Raw genomic sequence first — 22,185 nt, 5'->3', positions numbered from 1 at the left:
CCTTACATAAGCAAAATGGCTGTTAACAGGCCAGATAGAACACTGATGGCACGAACCATGCCAGCAAAACGTTGTTCCTCTGCCACTGCTTCTTCTCTTCTCTTTTCTAACTGCTTGAGTACATGTTTAATTCTCCGCTCTTCTGCTTCCTGTGTACACGAACCGAGCATATTACCTGCCTGTTCAATCAGACGGATATCTGATCGATTCAGGGCAAAGAAGTCAGCATGTCGTTGCAATGTATATGTCCATACATGAGTAGCGCTCGCCTCTGTTGACGACAGCTGCTCTGCAAAATCATGAAAAAACAGGGCAACTGGTTTTTCAATTGTCTCTGCAATAAAGCGAGTCGTCGCTTCAATCGAATCAGCTCCGTAAAGTATAGCCGACTGCATTGTTAACAGCGCAGATTCAAATTGACGAATATGCAAAACCCGGTTTGTATAGGCTTTTGATTTACGCTGGCCGATGAGAAATGAAGCGAAAATAATAAAGAAAGCGCCAGCCCATTTCATTGAAGCGCCATGGCTGTTTTCAACACTCTGCCCTGCTGATCTCGAATGATGCACTCATGATTTTGATTCATTTCAATGTAACGTTTAAACAGGCCACTTTCTGCTACCATCTGAATGATCGGTCTGCGAATCACCTCTTCATATGAATGTGCATGAACCGTTGCAATGACAACAATCCCCGCATTTAATGCTTCTGACATAGCATAGGCATCCTCAGTACGGCCAATTTCATCCACAATAATAACATCTGGGCTCATCGACCGGATCATCATCATCATTCCTTCTGATTTCGGGCACGCATCGAGCACGTCAGCCCGCTTTCCAACGTCCAATTGTGGGACGCCATTTAAACATCCAGCAATTTCGGAACGCTCGTCCACAATAGATGTTTTACAAGATAGAATGCCCCGCTCTGTCAATCCTGTAGCGGCAGTCCTTGCAAGATCGCGTAGCAACGTCGTTTTTCCAGAGCGGGGCGGGCCTATGAGAAGTGTACTCTGCCAGCCATTTTCATATATAAAAGGCAGCAAGTGGTGCGAGCATCCTTTCTTTTCTTTTGCAATACGAATGTTAAAAAAAGACAAATTAGTCATAGATGATACGGATCCTTTTTTTATTACAGCCTGTCCCGCCAACCCGATTCGATGCCCACCTGCAATGGTAATATAGCCCTTTTTCAGCTGCTCTTCCAGCATGTAGAACGAATGCTTCGTTAATTTATGCACAAATGCCTGCCGTTCTTTTTCCGTAAACAGAATCGGAAGTACATACTGCTTGTCCCCTGAAAGTTCAATCGGTTGGCCCGTTCTAAGCCTAATTTCTTCTATATGAGGATCTTTTTTCAAAATAGTCGTCACTGAACGGGCAACCATTTCTGGCAAATAGGGCAAAATGGCTTCATACGTCAAGACAACCAGCGCCTCCTTTCGTTCTTTTCACACTGTATGAGTGAAAATCCCAAAATATGAATTTGTCATGAGAAACAAAGACTATATTCACGTCTCCTGTAATGCCTCCGATACTAGTATCTGATGCACTTATTCTATCCAAGGAAATTAAAAAGCCCGTCATTGTAAATGACGGGTCGTCCTGTTTTAGAAGTTAATTGCGGGCCATCGCATTTTGAGCAAGTGTTCTGTATGTGATATCGTCCATCGGTGGATTATGCAGCCCTGCGCGAACATTTTGCCAATAGCGGTGGAGCGGATTTTTTTCAGACAAGCTTCGAGCGCCGACAAGACGCATCGCCATATCGGTCACATTAATGGCTGTGTTAGTAACAAATGTTTTCGCTGCAGCCATTTGCGGCTTGATCGGTTCACCAGGTTCGGAGTCATACAATTCAGCTGTCCGATATAAAAATTGTTGTGCTGCCATTAATTTCATTTCCATTTCACCAATCAACTGTTCTGTGACCGGTAATTTTCCGATTGGCTGATCAAGCGAGGCCGGGGTGTAGTTTGCTGCAAACTCGATCGCATAATCACGGGCCGCACCTGCAATGCCGATATAGCATGCCGGTATATGTAAAAGCGAACCGTTCCGCCGCAGCTTTTTCGATCCATCCAGTTTCTCAACGATATAATCCGATGGAATACGAACATTTTCAATGACTAAATCATGGCTTGCCGTTCCGCGCATCGCGACACTGTCCCACGTTTCTCTAATGGAGATCCCTTTTGCATCAGCAGGTACCAGAAATACGGCCGATTCTTCGGTACCTTGAATGGATGCTGATACAAAAAAATAATCAAGCACCGGTGCAGCCGATGTAAATGTTTTTTCCCCTTGTATCACATATTCATCGCCTTCTAACACTGCAATCGTTTTAAACACTGCTCCCCGAAGTGGACTGCCCGCATTTCGTTCACTTGCTGCCGCATTAATGAGTTTTCCTTTTTGCACTTCTTCTCTCAAGAAATCTGCAATGCTCGGATTCCAATGTTCATGTTCTGAAAATTCCATCAATATACCGGTATGCCAGCCAATTGACAGAGCTGTTGCCCCGCATCCTTTTGCAATTAGTTCCTGGCATTGAACAAAATCAAGCAGCGACATCCCCCCATTTTCCGGAAGCATTGCTTTCGTATAGCCGATCTTCTTTAAATCCTCTATATTATCAAATGGAAATGAGTTTAACTGATCAAGAGCCGGTTCTCTCGTTTGAAATATCGGAATGAGCGCTTGTAATTCCTCTTTCATGTTCAATTGATCACTACCTTCTTTCTATTCGTTTTTTTTATCGTACAAAGAACAGCAAATAAAAAGGAGCGCACCGGTTAGGTACACTCCTTTTGGATTACGCACGTGATACGTATGATCCGTCTGTTGTGTTAACGATCAGCACGTCGCCTTCGTTAATGAAGAACGGGACGTTGACAGATAAACCGGTTTCAACGATCGCCGGTTTTGTACCGCCTGACGTTGTATCGCCTTTAATACCAGGCTCGGTTGCCGTTACTTTCAATTCCACTGTATTCGGAAGTTCAACACCTAGTGTCTCTGTTCCATACATTATAATCGATACGTCCATGTTTTCTTTCAAAAACTTCAATTCATATTCAATTTGTCCTTCTGGAAGTTCTATTTGGTCGTATGATTCGTTATCCATGAATACATGTTGATCGCCATTCGCATATAAATATTGCATACGGCGGTTGTCAATTTGCGCTTTCTCTACTTTTTCACCTGCGCGAAAGGTCTTTTCTTGTATCGCACCTGTACGAAGGTTACGAAGCTTCGAGCGTACAAAGGCTGCGCCTTTACCTGGTTTCACATGTTGGAAATCAACTACTCGCCAAATGCTGCCGTCTGTTTCAATTGTTAATCCTGTCCGAAAGTCATTTACTGAAATCATGTGTGTTCCTCCTGGAATTTACAAAATAATTAGCTCTTTTGGAGAGTGTGTGAGCAGTTCATTTCCACTGTCCGTCAATAAAATATCATCTTCAATTCGAACGCCGCCGATTTCCGGCAAATAGATGCCCGGTTCCACTGTTACAACCATACCTGCTGTGAGCGGTTTATCGTTGCGAACAGAGAGCGTTGGACTTTCATGTATTTCCAGTCCAAGACCGTGTCCAGTTGAATGGCCGAACGCATCTCCGTATCCTTTTGATGTAATGATGTCACGCGTTATAGCGTCCGCATCAGCCCCAGTCATCCCCGGTCGAATTTGGTCAACTGCTGCCATCTGTGCGTCAAGAACGATTTCATAGATTTCTTTCAGCTGCGCAGACGGTTCACCAACGGCGACTGTGCGCGTAATATCAGATGCGTATCCTTTGTAGAATGCACCAAAATCAAGCGTAACGAAATCGCCGGATTCAATTATTTTATCGCTTGCCACCCCATGCGGCAAAGCAGAGCGCACGCCGGAAGCAACGATAATGTCAAAAGATGAAGAAGTTGCACCGCATTTTCTCATGAAAAATTCAAGTTCATTTGACACATCAATTTCTCGTGCCCCTGGCTTTAAATAACCGAGAATGTGTTTAAACGCTGCATCCGCGATGTCACACGCTTTCTTTAATATCTTAATCTCTGATTCCGTCTTAATCAAGCGCAATTTTTCAACGAGTCCAGCTACTGGTTTAAGTGTCCCTTTAAATTGCTTCTTTAACTGTTCATATTCTTGATGTGAAATATATTCTGTTTCAAATCCGAGCGTTGATATTCCAAGCTTTTCTGCCTGTTCCATCGCTTCATGTAAAATAGGTTTTGAATGCTGGACAACCGTAAATCCTTTTGCCTGTTTTGCTGCTTGCTCCATATAGCGGAAATCTGTTAAAAACACCGCATCATGTTGTGTGACAATGGCAGCACCTGCCGTTCCAGTGAATCCAGTCACATAACGGCGATTATACGGACTCATAATAAACAGTCCATCTATACCATTTTCTTTCAATTGTACACGTAGTTTTTCAAGTAGCAACATGTATTAGACCTCCCGATTCATTAAATAGTCGAGCGCCATTTCATAGCCATACAGGCCAAATCCACAAAGCTGACCAGCTGCATGAGGAGCTATAACTGAATGATGCCGAAATGCTTCGCGTGCATGAATATTTGAAATATGTACTTCTACGACCGGCACTTTAATGCTTGCAACAGCATCACCAATGGCGTAGCTGTAATGCGTAAATGCACCCGGATTAAAAATAATGCCGTCCATTCCCTCGTCTTCTGCCAGATGGAGACGATTCACTAGTTCGCCTTCAAAATTGGAATAGAATGTAACTACCTCTATGTCCGCATTTTTCCCGCGCGCAATCACGCGCTTTTCCAATTCCTCTAGCGTAGTATAGCCGTAAATATGCGGCTCTCGCTTACCTAGTCTGTTTAAATTGGCACCATTCATCAATAGAACTTTTTTCATTCTCCCCGTCCCCCGCCTATTCTTTTCACAAAACAGTTTATCATAGTTAGCGCATACATGACTACCTGCGCCGTTCATAAATCCATGAAGCAGATACACTAATAAATACACAATAACATAAAAGCAGGCAGAATACGGTAATCAAATTAAGTGTACTTCGGGAGATAAAAGCTAAAAGCAATAAAAAAAGGACAATTCCCATAATAAAACCTGCAAGTAAGGGCGTTCTTTTCCTAAGTAGTGCATAGTATAATAATGAAAGGACAATAGAAATGATAATGATGATCAAAGCAGCTACAATGTATTGAATAGCCTTTGATTGCTGTAGAAATAAAACGGGCGAAATAGGATTTACTTTTGAAAAATGAAATGTATAAGCCAGCCAGCTAAATATAAACAATAGACTTCCTGATGCAATACCTGTATGAATAATTTTCCTGTTGAAATAGTCTGATTGTTTTCGTGTTTTTTGGTTTGTCATTCTTTCTCCTCCGTCTAATACGTCTTGCTTTTATTTTGGCCGTTTTATCGCTAAAATATAAATAATACCTTCATCTCGTTTTAGATGAATGGGAAAAGACCTAATTGAGTGATCAAGCAAAAGTCACCAATGCGATGCGTTTTTCGAAAAATTAATTTCCCTCGACGAAAACGCCAAAAAAGGATTAAAATTAGACGAATTTGTCTAATATATAAGTAACACTATTTTTTTGGGAGGTGGCTTTAATGAGTATTCGTAATTCCGTAACGTCTATTATTGTCGCACTTGCTGCCATTGGTCTTGTGTCTATGATGATCACCTCTCCCGGGCAACTCGTGCGGCAGCTTATTTTCGCAGCCGTATCTGTCGCCATTGTGATTTTCCTGTTCCGTTTATTTATGGGCAAACGGATGGGCGGCAATACTGAAAATCGTGCCTATTCAAAAGCAGTAAAGCAGTCCAAAAAAAAGCATCATAATCCTAAAACAAAATATGTGCCAACCCGCGCTTCTTCTCTTTCAACTAAGATGAATAAAAAACCGATCCGACGTAAAAGTTCCTCACATTTAACCGTGATTGAAGGGAATAAGGGGAAACGCAGAAAACGTGCTTCTTCCGAATAATCCCGCCACACATGCTGGCGGTTTTTTTATTTTCTGTTGCTTTACTAAGAAAAAGAGCCGTTCCGGATTGCTCCGGAACGGCTCTTTTTCTTAATTATAGTCCACATTTCAACTGGGCGCCGCAGTTTGTGCACGTGTTGCAACCACCCAATTCTTCTACTGTGCCTTTGCGGCAAACCGGGCATGTATTGCCGACTTCGCTGCCAATTGTAACATTTGTTGAACGCAAATCTTGAATCGTATCAACAAGAACAACATGGTTTTCAAATTCTTTCGGTTCTATCTTTTCTTCTTCATCCCAGCTATTTTCTTCCGCTTTTAACGTCAGAACTTGAGCATCACGGCTGCCATCGACGTATACTGTCCCGCCTTTTGCGCCGCCTTTGTACAAACGCTCATAAACCCCTTCCACTTGTTCAACTGTATAGCCTCGTGGTGCGTTTACTGTTTTTGAGATCGAACTATCAATCCAACGCTGGATCACACATTGAACATCTGCATGCGCTTCTGGTGCAAGACCCATTGCTGTTACAAAGTAAGCTGGCAGCTGATCTGGATCTGCTTCAGGATTACGTGCAAGATAATCCGTTACGATATCTGCTTTCACCTCGATAAATTTACCAAGACGTCCACTTCTATAATAGGTAAAAGAAAAATATGGTTCTAATCCTGTTGACACTCCAACCATTGTCCCTGTGCTTCCGGTTGGCGCAACAGTTAATAAATGAGAGTTGCGAATACCATTTTTAACGATGGCTTCACGAACATGCTCAGGCATTTTTTTCATGTAGCCTGTGTTAATAAATGCATCGCGCAGACGGTTCGTTTCATCCAGCGTTTCTCCCTCAAGGAATGGGAAGCTGCCTTTTTCTTTTGCAAGCTCGACAGACGTCTCATACGCCGTCACAGCGATTGCTTCAAATACTTCACCAACAAGGACGTTGCCTTCTGGTGAACCGTACTCTTTTTCACAGTATATAAGCAAGTCTGCTAGACCCATAACGCCAAGTCCAACACGTCGTTCGCCAAGCGCCTGCTTCTGGTTCTCTTCAAGGAAGTATGGCGTCGCATCGATGACGTTATCCTGCATGCGGACACCCGTACGAACTGTTTCTTTCAACTTATCAAAATTCACTGTTTTTGTCTCTTTATTTGCCATTTCGGCTAAATTAACCGCTGCAAGATTGCAGACAGAAAATGGTGCCAGTGGCTGTTCTCCACACGGGTTTGTTGCAACTACCTGCTGTCCATATGCTTTTGCATTTGTCATTTCGTTTGCATTGTCGATAAAGAAAATGCCCGGCTCTGCGGAGTATGTCGCGCAGACGTTGATCAAGTTCCATAATTCGCGCGCTTTAATTTTCCGGTATAAACGAATTTCATGGCCTTCTTTTTCCCACTCGCGAACGTCACCGACTTTATGCCAGTTTTCGTTATAGTATGCCATTTCTTCTTTACTGTACTTTTCCACAGCTGGGAAACGGAGATCGTATTCCTCATCGTTTTCGACGGCTTCCATTAATTCTTTCGTTAAGCAGATCGAAATATTTGCACCAGTTAAAAATTCAGCATTGTGCACACTGTACGTGCCGCCTGTGCGAAGTTTTTCTTCTGCTTCTTTAAATATTTCAGGGCTGAATCCGCCGTACCCCGGAATATTTTTATAATTCACAACGCCTTGATACATTTGCTCTTCGCGTTCAGTGAGCGGCTTAAAGTTCAGCTTGTCGTTCGCTGCTTTTTTAATTTGTTCATCTTCGGTATTTTCAATCAAATAACGCAAAATTCGCGGATTTTGCATTTTCGAAATAATAAATTCAACAATATCAGGATGCCAGTCCGCCAACATAATCATTTGAGCCAATTTGTTGCGTTGATTCGTTAGATCAACTCTCTAAGTCGCCCTAGAGTTCAGACCATATCTTACACTCTATGAGTGTCCTCGCACTTCGGAATCACTTGATTCCTACTCTACTCGCTTCCACTTATTCAGTGTGCTTTCGATGGTCGTTGAACCTTCTCCCTTTAAGGATCTTGGCTGCTGATTGTCTTTATCCACTTGTTATTTTCAAGCATTCACGTTTACCGTTTCCAGTTGCGTTGTAGCTAACAAGTCATGCAAAGAGTTTCCAGCAATTCACGAGGTTTATTTAAAGACGAGGCACTTAAATTAATTTACCACGTCTCGAGCCGCCCTGCTCAACAAGGTGTGTCAATTTCGCAATGTCATCAAGCCATGAAACAGAACCGGATGATTTGCCGTTTACACCTTTGGCTAGTGTGTTGCGCGGACGAAGTGTGGAACCGTTCGTGCCAACACCGCCGCCGCGGCTCATGATTTCCATCACTTGTTTTCTGTGCTCTGAAATGCCTTCGCGTGAGTCAGCAACAAAAGGCATCACGTAGCAGTTGAAATACGTTACGTCCGTATCTGCTCCTGCTCCATATAGTACACGTCCTGCCGGAATAAAGTTTAAGTTCACAAGTTCATGATAAAATTTTTCAAACCATTCTTTTCGTTTTTCTTCTGTTTTTTCAACGGAAGAAAGACCGGCTGCATTACGTTTCGCAATTTGCTCGTAATACACTTCAAGCGGTTTTTCAATGACGTCAAATCCGCGATGTACGATACCTTCTGCCGCTTCATTTGGGTCGTCAATCGCGCTTCTGTATTCTTCATCAATTAAGACAGATACTTTTTTTGTTTCACGGTCGATCGCTGTAACAAAACCTGTTCCGCGCGCTGGAAACTTTGGATCTTCTTTAATCGTTAACACGACGAAATCGCCTTCGGAGAGAGTGACCTTTTCCGTATCCTTAAATGAATAACGGTCGATCATGACAAGACGAGAAACACCTTTGTGTGTAATCTTCATATCCGGTGTGACAGGGTGTACCTGTGGAAAAATGCTGATGTCCTTGTTTAATCTGTCGACGTTTAGCGACATGTGCGTTGTGGACGTAGCAGGCATGCAAACAACTCCTTTATTATTCTGTTTCATTAAATCATATAACCATGTTTTAGTAGAAAAAACGAAAACAAACACAATATATTGTGTTTGTTTCTTTATTCATATTCTACATATTGAGTGAGAATCTTTTTTTTGTCAAGCTGTCTTTTGGCCAAAAAAAGTCTAAATAAGCTCAATCCCTGTAAAATAAGCGCATAAAAATATTTTCCGAAGATACAAAACGCCGTCAAGTCAACAACTCGAGTATTTTTATCTCCGGAAATTCCATTCGCGATTTTCATAACGTTCTCTTTGAATCGTTTCAATTTGATAAACTTGCTCATTTGTCAATGCAAGCGGCTCTAGTTTAATATTAAGTCCTTTTTCAAATCCCTGTTTAAATGCTATACGTGCTTCATCTAACGTCACATGGTTTGAGCAAAGCGCATTAATCGCAACAGCTTTATCTTTAAAAGCATGTTTCATCCGTTCTTTCACCCGGTCACTTGAATAATGAAATAGGCTAAATAGCTTCTCTTCATCAATCTCAAGCAATATGGACCCATGCTGCAAAATCACACCTTTTTGCCTCGTCTGTGCACTGCCGGCCACTTTTCTACCTTCCACAACAAGCTCATACCAGCTTGGCGCATCAAAGCAAACGCTGGAGCGTGGATTTTTCAAACTTGCTTTCTCTTCTTCTGTTCTTGGCACAGCGAATTCAGCATCTAGGCCAAGCACCCGAAACCCTTGCAGGACACCCTCTGAAATTACTCTGTATGCTTCTGTAACACCCATCGGCATTTTAGGATGCTCTTCACTAACAATGACGCTATAAGTTAGTTCATGCTCATGCAATACGCCTCTGCCACCGGTTGGACGGCGTACAAAGCCAATACCTTGCTTCTTGAGCTCGTCAAAGTTCACTTCTTTTTCCGCTTTTTGAAAGTAACCGATCGACAGCGCTGCCGGCTCCCATCCGTAAAATCGAACAACAGGCGGAATCTCGCCTTTACTGTGCCAATCTAGCAGTGCTTCATCTACCGCCATGTTATATGCAGCGCTATGATTGCCGGTGTCAAGAAATGCCCATCTTTCTTTCTTCATAATTAACGCCTTCTTTTCATTGTTCATTCCCTTGTATAGTCTATCAAATCAATTGTAAAAATCAAAGCCGTGAACACCGCTTTTTTAAAAGCGAATTTTCTTTTCATCTGATAAGCATATAGATATAATGAAAGGAGCAGTTTATTTGAAAGGGGAACACAACGTTGCTTTATTCTATTGCCGCAGTGCTCGGAGCGATTATTTTGTATGCTCTCTTTATGTATTTCTCCCAAAAACGTGCGGTGAAGCCGCTCAGTCAAGAAGATTTTGTGCTAGGATACCGGAAAGCGCAGCTCATTGATGTGCGTGAACCGAATGAATATAATGGCGGACACATTCTCGGTGCACGTAATATTCCCGTTACACAAATGAAGCAGCGTATGAAAGAAATTCGCCCCGACAAACCTGTTTATTTGTATTGCCAAAGTGGGCTTCGAAGCGGACGTGCTGCACAGATGCTGTATCGAAAAGGATACCGTGATATTTATCATCTGCAGGGCGGATTTAAAAAATGGACAGGCAAAATTAGAACGAAATAAAAAAGGAGCAGAAATTGCTCCTTTTTTATTTTTATTAAGGAAGCGGAATCTTTTTTGTGCTTCCGTTCATAAAATTGTCATCTTTATAAGTGTGAAGCGTATACGTTCCTTCTTCCACATTCACTAAGACGACTTCTTCTTTCGGGTCATCTGGTATGACAACCTCTTTTGTATCCCCTGTGGCCACATTCAGCTCATATAAACTACCGCCTTTAGTCACTGTACCCTGTGAAAAGCCGACAATAACGTATGCATGAGTATTATCTTTCCATTCCACATATTTAACGGTCTCTTGCTTTTCATTTGCCGGCCATGAAAATAGCGTCATTGTTTCTCCCTCTTTCACAACAAGTACGCCTTCCCCTTCTTCTGTACCATCCGGGCCTCTACCTTCAATAGCGGCTTCTTTCTCACCATCCGCCGTTTTTTTCCATTCCGTTCCAAATTCAAGTTCAGATGAAGCTGTTTTTTCCATTATAAACAGCCGATTTGATTCTTCTGAAACAGACTTTTTATCTTCTGCTATCGATTTTTCTTCGACCGGCTTAGGATCCTCCGCCTGACAACGGGCCAATAACATAAAACCTAACGATATAACAAAAAATAAAAGGATCCCTCTTTTCATACAAAAATCTCCTTCTTCCTTATTTTTATGTATAAGTAACACACTTTTGTTTCAATATGTATTCATACTATTTTATACATTCGGACATACTGATCTTATGTTTCTCGTTTATCGTAACATCATTTATAACGATCAGCAACTAGATTAAAAAGGAGGTATTTTCACGTTGAAACCGCCCATATTAATTGATGATTCATGGGAACAGCAGCTGCCTGCCTGGCTTCAATCGGCTCCCGCCGTCAGTAATTGGCCGCTTTTTACATTAGCTGCCGAAACAAAAAAACTCGTGATTCCAACTGACTTTCACGGAATGCTGACACCAGATTTTCTCCCTTCCATTGACTTCATGCCACATCAAATAGAAGCTGCACGAGTGGTCATGGAAGAAATGAATGGAACCGCTATTTTAGCAGATGAAGTAGGACTTGGAAAAACGATTGAAGCCGGTCTTATTTTAAAAGAATACATGTTAAGGGGTCTCGTATCGCGCACCCTTATTTTAACACCGGCCTCTCTTGTCAATCAGTGGGCAAAGGAACTGCGTGATAAGTTTAAAATTTATGCACTTGTACAAAAAAAGAAACCCGACTGGTCGTGGAATGGTGTTCAAATTGCCTCTATTGATTCGGCTAAACAGCCAAAATATGCAGATGCCTTTGCCAGTACGATGTTTGATATGGTGATTATTGACGAAGCACACCGTCTAAAAAATCCCGCTACATTAAATTATCAATTCGTCCGCCGTTTGACGAAAACTTACTGTCTGCTTTTAACGGCGACACCTGTACAAAATAATGTTGATGAACTCTTTCATCTCGTTTCATTATTAAAACCCGGTCATTTCGGAAATAGTGAATCTTTCAATAATCGATTTAAAGACGGAAAACGAGCGATTCACGATGAGGATGCCTTTAAAGAACTGTTGAAAAAAGTCATGATTCGAAACAGGCGAGAGGAGACAGACCAACAGCCCGTTAAGCGGCATGTCGAAACGATTCGTATCACCCCAACAAAAGAAGAAAAAGCATTTTATGATTCACTTACTCATTTAAAAGAAAATGTTCCAAATGCGATGACGCTGCTCACATTGCAACGGGAAGCATGCAGCAGCAAATATGCCGCGCTCAGCACGATTCAAAAACTAACTGGAGAAAACTGTGAAAAAGTTGCCCTTTTAGCTGAAAAAATCAATTTGAATTCGAAAGCAGAAAAAACATTGGCTATTGTGAGAGAGCATTCCGAAAAAACAATCGTCTTTACACAGTACCGGGCAACGCAACGCTATCTCGAACACTATTTTAGGGAAAATGGATTATTAGCTGTTTCTTTTCAAGGCAACTTTAAAAAAGGGAAAAAAGACTGGATGGTTGAACTGTTTAAGGGGCCTGCTCAAGTTTTCATCGCAACAGAGTCAGGCAGTGAAGGACTTAATTTACAATTTTGCCGGCGGCTTATTAACTTTGATCTTCCGTGGAATCCGATGAAGTTGGAACAGCGAATCGGACGTATTCATCGGCTCGGACAAGTTCAAGATGTACACATTTATCATCTCGCCTATAAGCAAACCGTCGAAGATCGGATGCTTACACTTTTGCATGAAAAAATTCATTTATTCCAGTCAGCGATTGGCAAGCTGGATGGTATTTTGGAACAAAATTGGGTGGAAGAGCATTTACATGATGCCTTTCATCATTCAAAAAGCATTCGTGAATGGGAAATTAAAGTTCATAATCTTACTGCTGCATTGGAGTGACTTATACATGATGACTTTTCTCAAACAATTTTTCACAGCCTGCGAGTGTCCTATTACCCATCAAGACGATCAGTCCATTACGGTAGAGTTAACCGAACAGATGGACAGAGCAATTATGAATCGTCCTTTTTACTGGCACTATAAAGATCAGTTAAATGAAAAAGGAGTACCTTTGACTGTTTCTTTTTATGTAAATGACACCGGTCAGCCGCTGCGTACCTACGAAGAATACATTAGCTTTGGTTCACCTAGGTTTCATCAATTGCTTCATTATGCCGGACAACAGTCACAATTTATCCGTCTATACGAAGAGTGTTCATCCGAACAGCCTCTTCAACTAGAACCATGGCTGTTCGTCCATTTTTTAATTTCGTATGAAGCGAATGGAAAAAAGGAAAGAATGGAGTCAATTGCTCTCCACTTAATTAGCGGAACAGTTCAGCGAAACTTTTTAAATAAAATAAGTGATGTTCCTTTTGCCCAAACGATCCCTTCCTTCCATTACGTGTTATCGCCCTTTATTACGCCCACAAGCGGACTAAAGCGACTTCAGCAAATGATAATGAACGAACTCCATCAGGAAAATCACATATGGGCAAAAGAAGCAAAAAATAAACAGGTAAAGGAACTTTCATTACTTCGTTCTTTTTATGAAAATAATCCAGATGACAGCGAGGATTACACGCGTGAGAAAGAAGCGATTATCCGCCGTTTCGAACCCGTTATTCGGCTATCTGTCTGGAACGGCGGGCTTCTCTATTTATCAGCTGACCGCTATCACTCATTTACTGATGCTCAATCCGCTTTATAAATTGATGGTTCTCTTTATTATAAAGAAAGGTAGCATAAAACTGCCGTTCTCCTCTTGTTGTCGCAATATGTACGCTTTGTTCTATTTCTGATTGCTCTAATAGCTGTACATTTGTTGTTCCTTTATTTGTTTTCATTGTAAAAGCAGCAGTGTCCGAGTTTTTTAAGAAGGCTCTAACCGCCATCAGTTCAACTAGCCGCATTTCATAGTATTCTGTCAACTGATCAGCTGTTTTCATTTTTGTCACTGCTGCATCTGTTGCTGTTACAGCAGCAGCACTCATCAAAAAAAGCAGTACTAACACGTGGGGATAAATCATCCCCGACTCGTTTTTACGAAGACACTTGATTAAATGGATAAAGCGATGTTCCTTCTTCTTCTCCATTTTGAAAAGTAACATGTATATACAATTTCCCTCCTTCGAGTGCAAATGCCGCTTTTTTCACATTTTGCAGCATCACTTCATGCCCCTGCCCGTTTATTTGTCTCCGCAGTTTATCCTCATACTGGCTGATCGATGTAATCGATCCTTCCACTCCATAATTAAGTTTCCCGCCCACTACATGCCAGTTACTAGATTTATGCAGCTCATTGCGCAGCTGTACAATAAAAATTTCCCATTCCGTATTTTTTTCAGATTTGCTTGTTTCCACTATACGATACACTGCATCATATATTAATGGAAACGATGCAGCGCATGTCATGAACACAGTCAGTGCAATAAGAGCTTCAGCAAGTGTGTATCCTCTATTGTTCTGATACACAAACCGTTTTATCAGCAGTTGATACACACGCCCGATTTTTTTCATTCTCCATTTCCCAATAGATACGACCTGTAAAATTAGGCGTGTCCATTTCATATGTGAAGGAAGGAGATTCATACAACCTCGATTCTGCTTCTTCATATAATTTTCTCATTCCTTCCTGACGCTCCCATCTACTTGACGTTTCCGCTTCAATTCTCATGCAAAATGGCAAAATAACAGAAGCTGCAACAAATAATGCAGTTAGCGCTAGAAGACTTTCAGCCATTGTAAAGCCGTCTTCACTCTTCCAGAAAATAAAAACGTCCCCTTCCAATTAAAAAAATAAGTTTCGTTCGCTTCTCTTCTGACTTAAAATAAACAGTGCCAAACCGGTTCGTCATCCCCGTTTTTTGAAACATAATATCCATCATACTTCCCTTTACAGGAATGAAGTGCGCGGGAATCTCCCTCTCGACTAAAATCTGCCGGGGCTGTTCATACGTGAAAACACTATATTTATGCTGATTTGACTCATAAAAATGAACCATAACATTCACGTTATTCAAAATTGCATATGACTGCGCTTCAAATAAATCACGCTCTAGCTGGTTAAAAAACTGCTGTTCGTTCACTTCATTTGTTACATTCAAAACAGGAATGAGCACTGCCCCAAAGCAAGCCATAAACACCGTTAATACAAGCATCGTTTCCAACAGCGTAAAGCCGCCTTCTTTATGTTTCACTTACCAAAACTTTGCCTTCCGCATCAATGGTAATATCTCCGCCACCAGGGCATTTCGTTTCATTTTCCCTCAAATATCCATCCGTTACCATCGTTTCAATAGAATCGGGAAATTTCTCATTGTCAATCCGGTATGCCTGCACCTGGCCTTGTACCATATGCGCAAAAGCGTCGCATCCTTTTGCATTGATATTTTGGCTTTGTTTTGCTACGTTCGGAATCGCGATAAACAACAAAACCGTAATAACAAGTAAAACAATCATCATCTCAATTAGGGTAAAGCCCTTTTCATTCTGCAGCCACTTTTTCATCTTCTATTCCTCCTTTTATACTGAGCCCATCATTTCAAACATCGGCAGCATGACAGATAAGTAGACGATCATGACTACTGCTCCTATAAATAAAAAAACAGCTGGCTGGATAAAGCCCGTCAATTTTTTTATTTTTTCTTCAACCAGTTCATCACAAAACTCGGCATACATAAGCAACTCTTCACCAAGGCGTCCATTAGTTCCACCATAACCAGTTAAAGCCGATAACTTTTCATCAAACCACGCAACTTGTTTAATCGCTTCTTGAAGTGATTCACCATTCATTAAGCGTTTATCAATTATTTCCGAAACTGCCGTGAGCATCGGATATATGTTCTGTTGCTCAAATACATGGAGCATTTCATTAACAGCAAATCCGCTATTTAACAACTGAGCGGACTCACGGGCAAAGAGACGTGTAAAATAGAGTTGAAAAAATGTACGGACGTACGGAATGCGGATAAGCATATCTGCTTTCTTTTTTGGTGAGAGTAGACGATAACGTGCATAAAGAAAGAATAATAGGCCCATCATACATGGTAGTAACATGAGCACGATCGGAGGCACCCATTCCAGAAAAAACAGCAGTACTAAAGTTATGCCTCTAGGCTGGTACCCCATCGATGCATGCAGATCATGAAATTGTGGCAAAACAAATGTATTCAGAACTACCAGAAGCATCACTAATAAAAAGAATAGAAAAATAGGGTACTGAAGCAATTTCATTAATTTGTCTTTTGACTGTTCAGATTTTTTCCATTGTGTTCCTGCATGAATGAGTGTATCCTGTACATTCCCGTGTTTTTCGGCAAAATACACTTGAAGACAAATAAGCGATGGCACATGAAGAATAGGCAGAAGTTCGTGCAGAGGTGTTCCGGCTTGCAGCATTTGCCGGATGTGTTTCATTTGTTTCCCGTTGATTCCCGGTACGTTTAACATTAAAAAATCCATTGACTCTCTGATCGTAAATCCTTTTGTAAGCATTTCACCAAGTCTAAAAATAAACTCAGCACTATTTTTCGCTGCCGTCCGCTTCTTCAAAAACCCAGCGAGTCCACTCCTCCTTGGAGAGATATCCATAGGCAATCCCCTTTCCAATTTCATCCTTCAACCGCTTATATGTTATACGACAGTCTTCCGTCCTCACCCCCTTTAAAACAGAGGCAAGCACGCGTCCAGATAAAAGCTCACATACGATAGCTTGACGTGTACCATGAGCACAATCAGGCGTACATTGATCGCTGCATTTAGAACATCGGATACGCACAAGTCTTTGTGCAGTAATCCCCACGATTGTTTGGCTGATTTCATGATCTGTAACACCAAATTCGAGGAGACGGCCAATGACGCCTGCTGTATCACGGGCATGAATGGTTGACATGACCAAATGTCCAGTAAGGGCACTTCTAACGGCAACTCGAGCCGTTTCTTCATCACGTATTTCTCCAACCATAATCACATCGGGATCATGTCGTAAAATTGCTTTTAACCCAGTAGCATATGTAATGCCTGCTTTTTCATTTACTTGTATTTGTAATAAGGAATCATGTTGTTTTTCGACAGGATCTTCGAGGGTAATAACATGTTTATTTAGCGTTGCAGCACAGTGCTGAATCATGGAGTAAAGTGTGGTCGATTTACCGCTTCCCGTTGGACCACTGAGCAAAACGAGGCCAGTTGAATGGTTTAATAATGATGTTAATTTTTTTGCTGTTTCAGGAAAAAGAGTTAGGTTAGAAAGAGATGGTACGTGTTCTTGCGGCAGGAGCCGAATAACAAGACTTTCTTTTTGAGGAATGGCTGGTAATGTTGAAATGCGGAGAGAAGTCAAAATGCCGTTAATGATCTGTTTAAATGCCCCGCTCTGCGGCTTTCGCTTTTCACCGATATCCATCGATGCAGCGAACTTTAAATAAGATATCATTCGTTCCCCTTCATGAGTGGAAAATGAATCGATATCAGTCAGTGTACCGCCTGCTCGAATTTTCATTACGTAGCCATTTGTTTTTGGTGTTAAATGGATATCTGTTGCCTGCATCTGAGCCGCAGTCATAAGGACATGTTTAATTTTTTGTTCAACGTGCAAACTATCACCTGCTTTCTTTTTTTCACCATACTACATTTCTCAGACAACTTCATCGTTTATTTTGAATTTTACAAAATCTTAACAAAAAAGCCTTTAAAGCAAATTGCTTTAAAGACTTATAGCGGAATTTATTTTCACCGCTTTTTTTGATTACATCATGAACGTTGACCAGTATGTAAAGCCTGCAAAAGAAACGGTCAAATATGCGAAAAAAACGTAAATATACATGCGTTCAGTGAGACGTAAATAACCTAATAATAAGAAAAAGCCAGTTTGACCGAGGAAAAGCAATGCAGTTTTATCCATGTGTCCGAGATAAAACATCAATGAGAAGATCCCGGTCCAGAATGCCATCATGCGAAACATGCGATCCATTAAGTATCCCTCCTTTATCGTACACTCCATCAATATCATATTATAAAGGAACAGTGACAGCTTTGTAAATGTTTCTTTCAGTCAGTTTGTGACGATTGCGTGATACGTACAATTTTGACAACCTTCTAGCATGGTGGTTTTTTGACGCAATTGCACATCATTAAATAGTGCTTCTAGTGTGCCTTTTAAGAAAGCAGTATGAATTTTGCATGTAATATCAGCCTCATCATGAAGCATTTCTTTAAATGGACAGTTGTATATAATAAATTGAACATACAATCCGTCTTCTCTATGCTCCACTTCCGGCACATAACCAATCCGAGCAGCCAGTGACTGGAGGAGTGAAATTTTCTGATTTTCTGTTAAAGAAGATGATGATTTCCCAATCCTAGACTCAACTGCATAACGGCCTGCTTTAATGGCTGCTGCTGTAGCTATTTTCAATCCACCCTCACCAAACATACGCACTGTTTCTGCTAAAATACCGGTAAGTAGTTGATAATCTCGATGCGGAAATGATAGCTGTATCGCTTTTTCTGCTGGTCTATACATTTTACCTGGCCGGCCGCCTTTTCCAGTTTTATTTAAATGAGAACAGATCAATTGAACATTTTCTAATTTCGTCAAATGAAGGCGTGCAACATTTGGGTGAATGCCAAATTCATTCGCTACATCCTGTACAGTAACTTCATTCTGTCCTTTTAATAGATATTCATAAATTGAATATCTAGTTGCATCAGCCAGTGTACCTGTCACTTTTAAGATTGTATTCAATATACCACCCCGCTGTTGTTTTTATTTATTATAAACAACAATCTGATGGTGGAAAATGATAAAAGTCATACTTTCCACGTGTGACGAAAAAAAGACAGGATCGTGAATATTGAAATAATATATAACGACCGTTAATCATGAGTATTCCGATATTTTTTTATTTTGCTTAAAAACCATTTAAAAATGGATTACTGTCCATTTCACTAGCAAGAGACGTAGCTGGTCCATGTCCAGGCAGCACAATCGTTTCTTCTGGTAAGACCAACAGCTTATTATGGATACTGTCAAGCAGATCCTGGTGGTTGCCTCCGGGAAGATCCGTCCGTCCAATGCTACCCATAAATAATGTGTCTCCGGCAAATAATGAGCCGCCTTCTTCAAAATAATAAGAGATACTGCCAGGGGAATGACCCGGTGTATGAAACAGTTTAAAGTGAAATGGACCGATTATAAGTTCTTCTTCCTTTTGTAAGATAAAGTCTGCTGGTGATGCTGTAATCGCTCCCATTCCAAATCGACTTGAACCATTTAATTCCGGATTTTCGAGCCACTGTTCTTCTGCTTTATGAATGTAAACAGGACTGCTAAACGTTTGTCTAATATGGTCAACGGCTCCGATATGATCAAAATGGGCATGTGTGAGCAGTACAGCAAGCGGCTTTAAACTATTTTCATTCAACCACTCAGCTAATGTTTCTCCCTCGGAACCTGGATCAAAAATAATGCATTCTGTTTTATGAGAAAGTACATAGCAATTCGTTGCAAGCGGACCAAGTGGTAATTGTGTCCAATCCATATGTTCTTCACCTCTCCTTTTTCGTACTATTATATCGTAACAGGAAATCTTGTCTGATAAAAGAACAATGCGTTTTCTCTCTCGACAAAAGGAGTAAAACACTATACAATAATGTTGTGTATCCTGCCATTACATAGTTTTTTCTTTTATTGATTTAATATGAAAGGGGTTTGGTGAAATGAACGGTTTAACGATTATTTTCGCTCTAGTGGCGATTCTTGCTGTATTCGGCACAATCAGCGCCTTGAAAAACAAAAACCCGCTTGGTATTTTCTTTGGCCTCGGCACTGCCGGCGTTATCGGCTGGTTTACAATCATGACAATTATTAACCACGGCTATCCAGCAGCACACTAAAAACAGGCATCCGTTTGTAACGGGTGCTTTTTTCATATAAAAAAACTGCCCCGAAAGGCAGTTTTTTTATTGTTCTTTTTTTGCAGAATCCGGGTCATAGAAACGAAGCAGGTCTCCGTAAACAATACGGTCGGAGTAGTTTAATTCTGCTGCTGCTTTTTCGATATAAGGTTCACAGTAACTACTATCCGTCGGTTGTTCAGTTGTTTTATCCCAGCACTTGCTGTCTGCATAAACATAATCTTCGGTCACAAAACGGCCATCACGGAATGCTGCAAAGCTTTCGTGATCATCCGAATTCAAATCCTGGCCGAATTGAATATCCCCTTTTGTATCAATTCCAAATAAATGCATCAATGTTGGACGAACATCAATCTGTCCACCGACCGTTGAAATTTCCCGTCCATCGACACCTGGAATGTGAATCATAAATGGCACTTTTTGAAGCTGCGCCGATACAAATGGTGTTACTTCTTTACCGAGGTATTGGGACATTGCTTCATTATGATTCTCCGAAATACCATAATGATCCCCATACAGCACAATAACGGAGTTTTCATACAGTCCAGATGCCTTCAATTCTTCAACAAAACGTTTTAATGCTTCATCTGTGTAGCGGACCGTTACAAAATAACGATTCAGTGTACCGCTGTTTGAATTATATTCATCAATCATTTTGTCTTCTTCATCATAATAGAATGGGTGATGATTCGTTAATGTAAGCATTTTAGAATAAAACGGCTTCGGCATCTCTTTCATTAAACCGACAGACTGTTCAAAGAACGGCATGTCTTTCATTCCCCAGTTGACACTGTTATCTTCTGTTATCTCATAATCTTCCTCATCGTAGAAACGCTCATATCCGATTGAATCATACATAATATCACGGTTCCAGAAACTTTTATTATTCGCGTGCATTGCATTCGTATAATAGCCGTTCTCCGCTAGTTTTTCAGCCATTGAATTGAATTCATTACCTGAATGAGTAAAGAACACAGCTCCACGGCTAAGCGGATAAAGTGAGTTTTCTGTTACAAATTCAGCATCGGATGTCTTTCCCTGTCCCGTTTGATGATAAAAGTTTGTATAGTTTAAGCTTTCTTTCGCAAATCCATTTAAAAATGGTGTAATCTCCTGATCATTCACTTTATTATTCAATACAAATGACTGTGTCGATTCTACTGATACCATAATTAAATTTTTGCCTTTTGCCACACCGAATAAATCATCATTCGGTGCCGCATATTTAGCATCTGCAAAGTTGTCTACTTCCGTCATTTCACTGCCATCAGCAAGTGCACGCTGTGCAGATGATTTTGACTGTAAAAAGACGTCGTAAATATGATAGTTAAATGTACCAATATTTTTGACAAGCATCTCGCGATCGAATGTTCTTGTCAATAATTGCGGACGTTCAATTTCAGCAAGACCCAGGTTTAAAAACATAATCGCAGCTGCCGATAAAAAATACGCACGACGATTCATTTTTGACATCGGTCGGAATTTCACAAACGATGGCTTAAATTTCAACAGAAGGAATAAAATAATGACATCTACAAAATATAAGATGTCAGTCAGACTAAATTCTTCTGTTACACTGTTGCCAAGATCAGCAAAGTTACTTGTCTGGAATAGCAACGGCATTGTAATAAAATCATTAAAAAAGCGGTAAAACACAACGTTTGCATATAGCAAAAAGCTTAATAAAAAACTCATTGTGAGCAAATAATAATTTCGTGTTTTATCCTTTTTAAACAAAAAGCCGATTCCCATTACCAGCATAATAAAACTAATTGGATTAATCAGTAAAATAATCTCTTGCAATGCATTTTCAATATCAATATTAAAGCTTGTTTTATAGACGATGTATGTCTTCATCCATAAGAACAAAATGGCCACAGCAATAAGCGATATGTTGCTGCTGCGAATTGTTCTTTTCATGTATCCAGCCTCCTCGTTACATCTGTAACATCGTTCTGGGGTTGAAATAAACTCTCAACCTTTGTAAATTGTCTTCCACAACCTTTGTAAATTGTCTTCCACAATCTTAATACTTTTTTTACAAAAAATCAAACAGAACCATACAAAAAGTCTTTATAATATTTCCATGACGATTTTACATACTATTGATACGTACCAATTGTTAAAAAGTTTCATAAAAAAGCCTGTCCTATTGGCAATCACTCTAAAAGAAAAAAAGGTGAGGAGCTACGA

General features: G+C 40.7%; 25 protein-coding genes and 2 pseudogenes. 5 read left to right on the top strand and 22 right to left on the bottom strand.

The window, feature by feature from the left end; all coding sequences use genetic code 11:
• Nucleotides 1-2: 2 nt before the first annotated feature.
• The 7 genes from ACZYRN_RS01810 to ACZYRN_RS01780 form a co-directional block, all read right to left on the bottom strand.
• Nucleotides 3-515: a hypothetical protein gene (locus ACZYRN_RS01810; RefSeq protein ID WP_488909787.1), complete on the bottom strand. Its 513-nt coding sequence runs from the start codon at nucleotides 513-515 to the stop codon at nucleotides 3-5.
• Nucleotides 512-1,423 (bottom strand): stage III sporulation protein AA, encoded by a 912-nt coding sequence (gene spoIIIAA, locus ACZYRN_RS01805; RefSeq protein WP_488909786.1) that lies wholly within the window; start codon nucleotides 1,421-1,423, stop codon nucleotides 512-514. Before spoIIIAA ends, ACZYRN_RS01810 begins: the two co-directional genes overlap by 4 nt.
• A gap of 193 nt (nucleotides 1,424-1,616) precedes the next feature.
• Complete coding sequence (locus tag ACZYRN_RS01800; RefSeq protein ID WP_488910520.1) at nucleotides 1,617-2,717, bottom strand: acyl-CoA dehydrogenase family protein; 1,101 nt, start codon at nucleotides 2,715-2,717, stop codon at nucleotides 1,617-1,619.
• A gap of 97 nt (nucleotides 2,718-2,814) precedes the next feature.
• Nucleotides 2,815-3,372, bottom strand: a complete 558-nt coding sequence (gene efp / locus ACZYRN_RS01795; RefSeq protein WP_488909785.1) for an elongation factor P — start codon at nucleotides 3,370-3,372, stop codon at nucleotides 2,815-2,817.
• An 18-nt stretch (nucleotides 3,373-3,390) separates the two neighbouring features.
• On the bottom strand, nucleotides 3,391-4,452 hold the full coding sequence (locus ACZYRN_RS01790; protein WP_488909784.1) for a M24 family metallopeptidase: 1,062 nt from the start codon (nucleotides 4,450-4,452) through the stop codon (nucleotides 3,391-3,393).
• A gap of 3 nt (nucleotides 4,453-4,455) precedes the next feature.
• On the bottom strand, nucleotides 4,456-4,893 hold the full coding sequence (gene aroQ / locus ACZYRN_RS01785; RefSeq protein ID WP_488909783.1) for a type II 3-dehydroquinate dehydratase: 438 nt from the start codon (nucleotides 4,891-4,893) through the stop codon (nucleotides 4,456-4,458).
• Nucleotides 4,894-4,954: 61 nt separating this feature from the next.
• Nucleotides 4,955-5,374, bottom strand: a complete 420-nt coding sequence (locus tag ACZYRN_RS01780; RefSeq protein ID WP_488909782.1) for a YqhR family membrane protein — start codon at nucleotides 5,372-5,374, stop codon at nucleotides 4,955-4,957.
• Between the two features lie 245 nt (nucleotides 5,375-5,619).
• On the opposite strand from ACZYRN_RS01780, the gene ACZYRN_RS01775 reads away from it, so the two are divergent.
• Nucleotides 5,620-5,997, top strand: coding sequence for an SA1362 family protein (locus ACZYRN_RS01775; protein ID WP_488909781.1), 378 nt, complete (start codon nucleotides 5,620-5,622; stop codon nucleotides 5,995-5,997).
• 94 nt (nucleotides 5,998-6,091) lie between these two features.
• Here the strand turns inward: ACZYRN_RS01775 and ACZYRN_RS01770 are convergent.
• The 3 genes and pseudogenes from ACZYRN_RS01770 to ACZYRN_RS01760 form a co-directional block, all read right to left on the bottom strand.
• Nucleotides 6,092-7,858: pseudogene (locus ACZYRN_RS01770) on the bottom strand (vitamin B12-dependent ribonucleotide reductase); the annotation flags it as partial.
• A 316-nt stretch (nucleotides 7,859-8,174) separates the two neighbouring features.
• Nucleotides 8,175-8,969 (bottom strand): annotated as a pseudogene (locus tag ACZYRN_RS01765) (ribonucleotide reductase N-terminal alpha domain-containing protein); the annotation flags it as partial.
• A 249-nt stretch (nucleotides 8,970-9,218) separates the two neighbouring features.
• Complete coding sequence (locus ACZYRN_RS01760; RefSeq protein ID WP_488909780.1) at nucleotides 9,219-10,055, bottom strand: lipoate--protein ligase family protein; 837 nt, start codon at nucleotides 10,053-10,055, stop codon at nucleotides 9,219-9,221.
• A 218-nt stretch (nucleotides 10,056-10,273) separates the two neighbouring features.
• On the opposite strand from ACZYRN_RS01760, the gene ACZYRN_RS01755 reads away from it, so the two are divergent.
• Nucleotides 10,274-10,594: a rhodanese-like domain-containing protein gene (locus ACZYRN_RS01755; RefSeq protein WP_488910519.1), complete on the top strand. Its 321-nt coding sequence runs from the start codon at nucleotides 10,274-10,276 to the stop codon at nucleotides 10,592-10,594.
• Nucleotides 10,595-10,628: 34 nt separating this feature from the next.
• Here the strand turns inward: ACZYRN_RS01755 and ACZYRN_RS01750 are convergent, their stop codons facing one another.
• The gene (locus tag ACZYRN_RS01750; RefSeq protein ID WP_488909779.1) at nucleotides 10,629-11,219 is read right to left on the bottom strand and encodes a DUF4652 domain-containing protein; all 591 of its coding nucleotides are present in this window, start codon (nucleotides 11,217-11,219) and stop codon (nucleotides 10,629-10,631) included.
• Nucleotides 11,220-11,385: 166 nt separating this feature from the next.
• On the opposite strand from ACZYRN_RS01750, the gene ACZYRN_RS01745 reads away from it, so the two are divergent.
• Nucleotides 11,386-12,972, top strand: a complete 1,587-nt coding sequence (locus ACZYRN_RS01745; RefSeq protein ID WP_488909778.1) for a DEAD/DEAH box helicase — start codon at nucleotides 11,386-11,388, stop codon at nucleotides 12,970-12,972.
• A gap of 7 nt (nucleotides 12,973-12,979) precedes the next feature.
• Nucleotides 12,980-13,783 (top strand): YqhG family protein, encoded by an 804-nt coding sequence (locus ACZYRN_RS01740; protein WP_488909777.1) that lies wholly within the window; start codon nucleotides 12,980-12,982, stop codon nucleotides 13,781-13,783.
• Here the strand turns inward: ACZYRN_RS01740 and ACZYRN_RS01735 are convergent.
• From ACZYRN_RS01735 to ACZYRN_RS01690, 10 genes are all read right to left on the bottom strand, one after another.
• Nucleotides 13,758-14,087, bottom strand: coding sequence for a hypothetical protein (locus ACZYRN_RS01735; RefSeq protein WP_488909776.1), 330 nt, complete (start codon nucleotides 14,085-14,087; stop codon nucleotides 13,758-13,760). The genes ACZYRN_RS01740 and ACZYRN_RS01735 overlap by 26 nt on opposite strands.
• A 28-nt stretch (nucleotides 14,088-14,115) precedes the next feature.
• Entirely contained in the window at nucleotides 14,116-14,592 is a 477-nt protein-coding gene (comGF, locus tag ACZYRN_RS01730) for a competence type IV pilus minor pilin ComGF (RefSeq protein WP_488909775.1), read from the bottom strand.
• Nucleotides 14,531-14,815 (bottom strand): hypothetical protein, encoded by a 285-nt coding sequence (locus ACZYRN_RS01725; protein ID WP_488909774.1) that lies wholly within the window; start codon nucleotides 14,813-14,815, stop codon nucleotides 14,531-14,533. The genes comGF and ACZYRN_RS01725 overlap by 62 nt, the downstream gene beginning before the upstream one ends.
• A 13-nt stretch (nucleotides 14,816-14,828) precedes the next feature.
• The gene (gene comGD, locus ACZYRN_RS01720; RefSeq protein ID WP_488909773.1) at nucleotides 14,829-15,272 is read right to left on the bottom strand and encodes a competence type IV pilus minor pilin ComGD; all 444 of its coding nucleotides are present in this window, start codon (nucleotides 15,270-15,272) and stop codon (nucleotides 14,829-14,831) included.
• Nucleotides 15,262-15,582 (bottom strand): competence type IV pilus major pilin ComGC, encoded by a 321-nt coding sequence (gene comGC, locus ACZYRN_RS01715; protein ID WP_488909772.1) that lies wholly within the window; start codon nucleotides 15,580-15,582, stop codon nucleotides 15,262-15,264. Before comGC ends, comGD begins: the two co-directional genes overlap by 11 nt.
• Before the next feature lie 15 nt (nucleotides 15,583-15,597).
• Nucleotides 15,598-16,626, bottom strand: a complete 1,029-nt coding sequence (comGB, locus tag ACZYRN_RS01710) for a competence type IV pilus assembly protein ComGB (protein ID WP_488909771.1) — start codon at nucleotides 16,624-16,626, stop codon at nucleotides 15,598-15,600.
• On the bottom strand, nucleotides 16,598-17,671 hold the full coding sequence (gene comGA / locus ACZYRN_RS01705) for a competence type IV pilus ATPase ComGA (protein ID WP_488909770.1): 1,074 nt from the start codon (nucleotides 17,669-17,671) through the stop codon (nucleotides 16,598-16,600). The genes comGB and comGA overlap by 29 nt, the downstream gene beginning before the upstream one ends.
• A gap of 150 nt (nucleotides 17,672-17,821) precedes the next feature.
• Complete coding sequence (locus tag ACZYRN_RS01700; protein ID WP_018393919.1) at nucleotides 17,822-18,046, bottom strand: DUF2626 domain-containing protein; 225 nt, start codon at nucleotides 18,044-18,046, stop codon at nucleotides 17,822-17,824.
• A gap of 81 nt (nucleotides 18,047-18,127) precedes the next feature.
• Complete coding sequence (locus ACZYRN_RS01695) at nucleotides 18,128-18,820, bottom strand: helix-turn-helix transcriptional regulator (RefSeq protein ID WP_488909769.1); 693 nt, start codon at nucleotides 18,818-18,820, stop codon at nucleotides 18,128-18,130.
• 166 nt (nucleotides 18,821-18,986) lie between these two features.
• Nucleotides 18,987-19,616, bottom strand: a complete 630-nt coding sequence (locus ACZYRN_RS01690) for an MBL fold metallo-hydrolase (protein WP_488909768.1) — start codon at nucleotides 19,614-19,616, stop codon at nucleotides 18,987-18,989.
• Nucleotides 19,617-19,794: 178 nt separating this feature from the next.
• On the opposite strand from ACZYRN_RS01690, the gene ACZYRN_RS01685 reads away from it, so the two are divergent.
• On the top strand, nucleotides 19,795-19,971 hold the full coding sequence (locus tag ACZYRN_RS01685) for a DUF2759 domain-containing protein (protein WP_488909767.1): 177 nt from the start codon (nucleotides 19,795-19,797) through the stop codon (nucleotides 19,969-19,971).
• Between the two features lie 66 nt (nucleotides 19,972-20,037).
• Here ACZYRN_RS01685 and ACZYRN_RS01680 read toward each other — a convergent pair whose 3' ends face one another.
• Entirely contained in the window at nucleotides 20,038-21,912 is a 1,875-nt protein-coding gene (locus ACZYRN_RS01680) for an LTA synthase family protein (protein ID WP_488909766.1), read from the bottom strand.
• Between the last annotated feature and the right edge of the window lie 273 nt (nucleotides 21,913-22,185).

This window comes from Domibacillus sp. F004, from assembly GCF_057814295.1.
Note: the sequence above shows the minus strand (reverse complement) of the source record. Positions and strands in the feature narration are given on the sequence as shown.

What these genes read in the sequence shown, in the direction of transcription:
- ACZYRN_RS01810 (WP_488909787.1), bottom strand. Translation starts at nt 515, where the DNA reads ATGAAATGGGCTGGCGCTTTCTTTATTATTTTCGCTTCATTTCTCATC.
- ACZYRN_RS01800 (WP_488910520.1), bottom strand. Translation starts at nt 2,717, where the DNA reads ATGAAAGAGGAATTACAAGCGCTCATTCCGATATTTCAAACGAGAGAA.
- efp (WP_488909785.1), bottom strand. Translation starts at nt 3,372, where the DNA reads ATGATTTCAGTAAATGACTTTCGGACAGGATTAACAATTGAAACAGAC.
- ACZYRN_RS01790 (WP_488909784.1), bottom strand. Translation starts at nt 4,452, where the DNA reads ATGTTGCTACTTGAAAAACTACGTGTACAATTGAAAGAAAATGGTATA.
- aroQ (WP_488909783.1), bottom strand. Translation starts at nt 4,893, where the DNA reads ATGAAAAAAGTTCTATTGATGAATGGTGCCAATTTAAACAGACTAGGT.
- ACZYRN_RS01780 (WP_488909782.1), bottom strand. Translation starts at nt 5,374, where the DNA reads ATGACAAACCAAAAAACACGAAAACAATCAGACTATTTCAACAGGAAA.
- ACZYRN_RS01775 (WP_488909781.1), top strand. Translation starts at nt 5,620, where the DNA reads ATGAGTATTCGTAATTCCGTAACGTCTATTATTGTCGCACTTGCTGCC.
- ACZYRN_RS01760 (WP_488909780.1), bottom strand. Translation starts at nt 10,055, where the DNA reads ATGAAGAAAGAAAGATGGGCATTTCTTGACACCGGCAATCATAGCGCT.
- ACZYRN_RS01755 (WP_488910519.1), top strand. Translation starts at nt 10,274, where the DNA reads ATGTATTTCTCCCAAAAACGTGCGGTGAAGCCGCTCAGTCAAGAAGAT.
- ACZYRN_RS01750 (WP_488909779.1), bottom strand. Translation starts at nt 11,219, where the DNA reads ATGAAAAGAGGGATCCTTTTATTTTTTGTTATATCGTTAGGTTTTATG.
- ACZYRN_RS01740 (WP_488909777.1), top strand. Translation starts at nt 12,980, where the DNA reads ATGATGACTTTTCTCAAACAATTTTTCACAGCCTGCGAGTGTCCTATT.
- comGF (WP_488909775.1), bottom strand. Translation starts at nt 14,592, where the DNA reads ATGAAAAAAATCGGGCGTGTGTATCAACTGCTGATAAAACGGTTTGTG.
- ACZYRN_RS01725 (WP_488909774.1), bottom strand. Translation starts at nt 14,815, where the DNA reads ATGGCTGAAAGTCTTCTAGCGCTAACTGCATTATTTGTTGCAGCTTCT.
- comGC (WP_488909772.1), bottom strand. Translation starts at nt 15,582, where the DNA reads ATGAAAAAGTGGCTGCAGAATGAAAAGGGCTTTACCCTAATTGAGATG.
- ACZYRN_RS01700 (WP_018393919.1), bottom strand. Translation starts at nt 18,046, where the DNA reads ATGGATCGCATGTTTCGCATGATGGCATTCTGGACCGGGATCTTCTCA.
- ACZYRN_RS01690 (WP_488909768.1), bottom strand. Translation starts at nt 19,616, where the DNA reads ATGGATTGGACACAATTACCACTTGGTCCGCTTGCAACGAATTGCTAT.
- ACZYRN_RS01685 (WP_488909767.1), top strand. Translation starts at nt 19,795, where the DNA reads ATGAACGGTTTAACGATTATTTTCGCTCTAGTGGCGATTCTTGCTGTA.
- ACZYRN_RS01680 (WP_488909766.1), bottom strand. Translation starts at nt 21,912, where the DNA reads ATGAAAAGAACAATTCGCAGCAGCAACATATCGCTTATTGCTGTGGCC.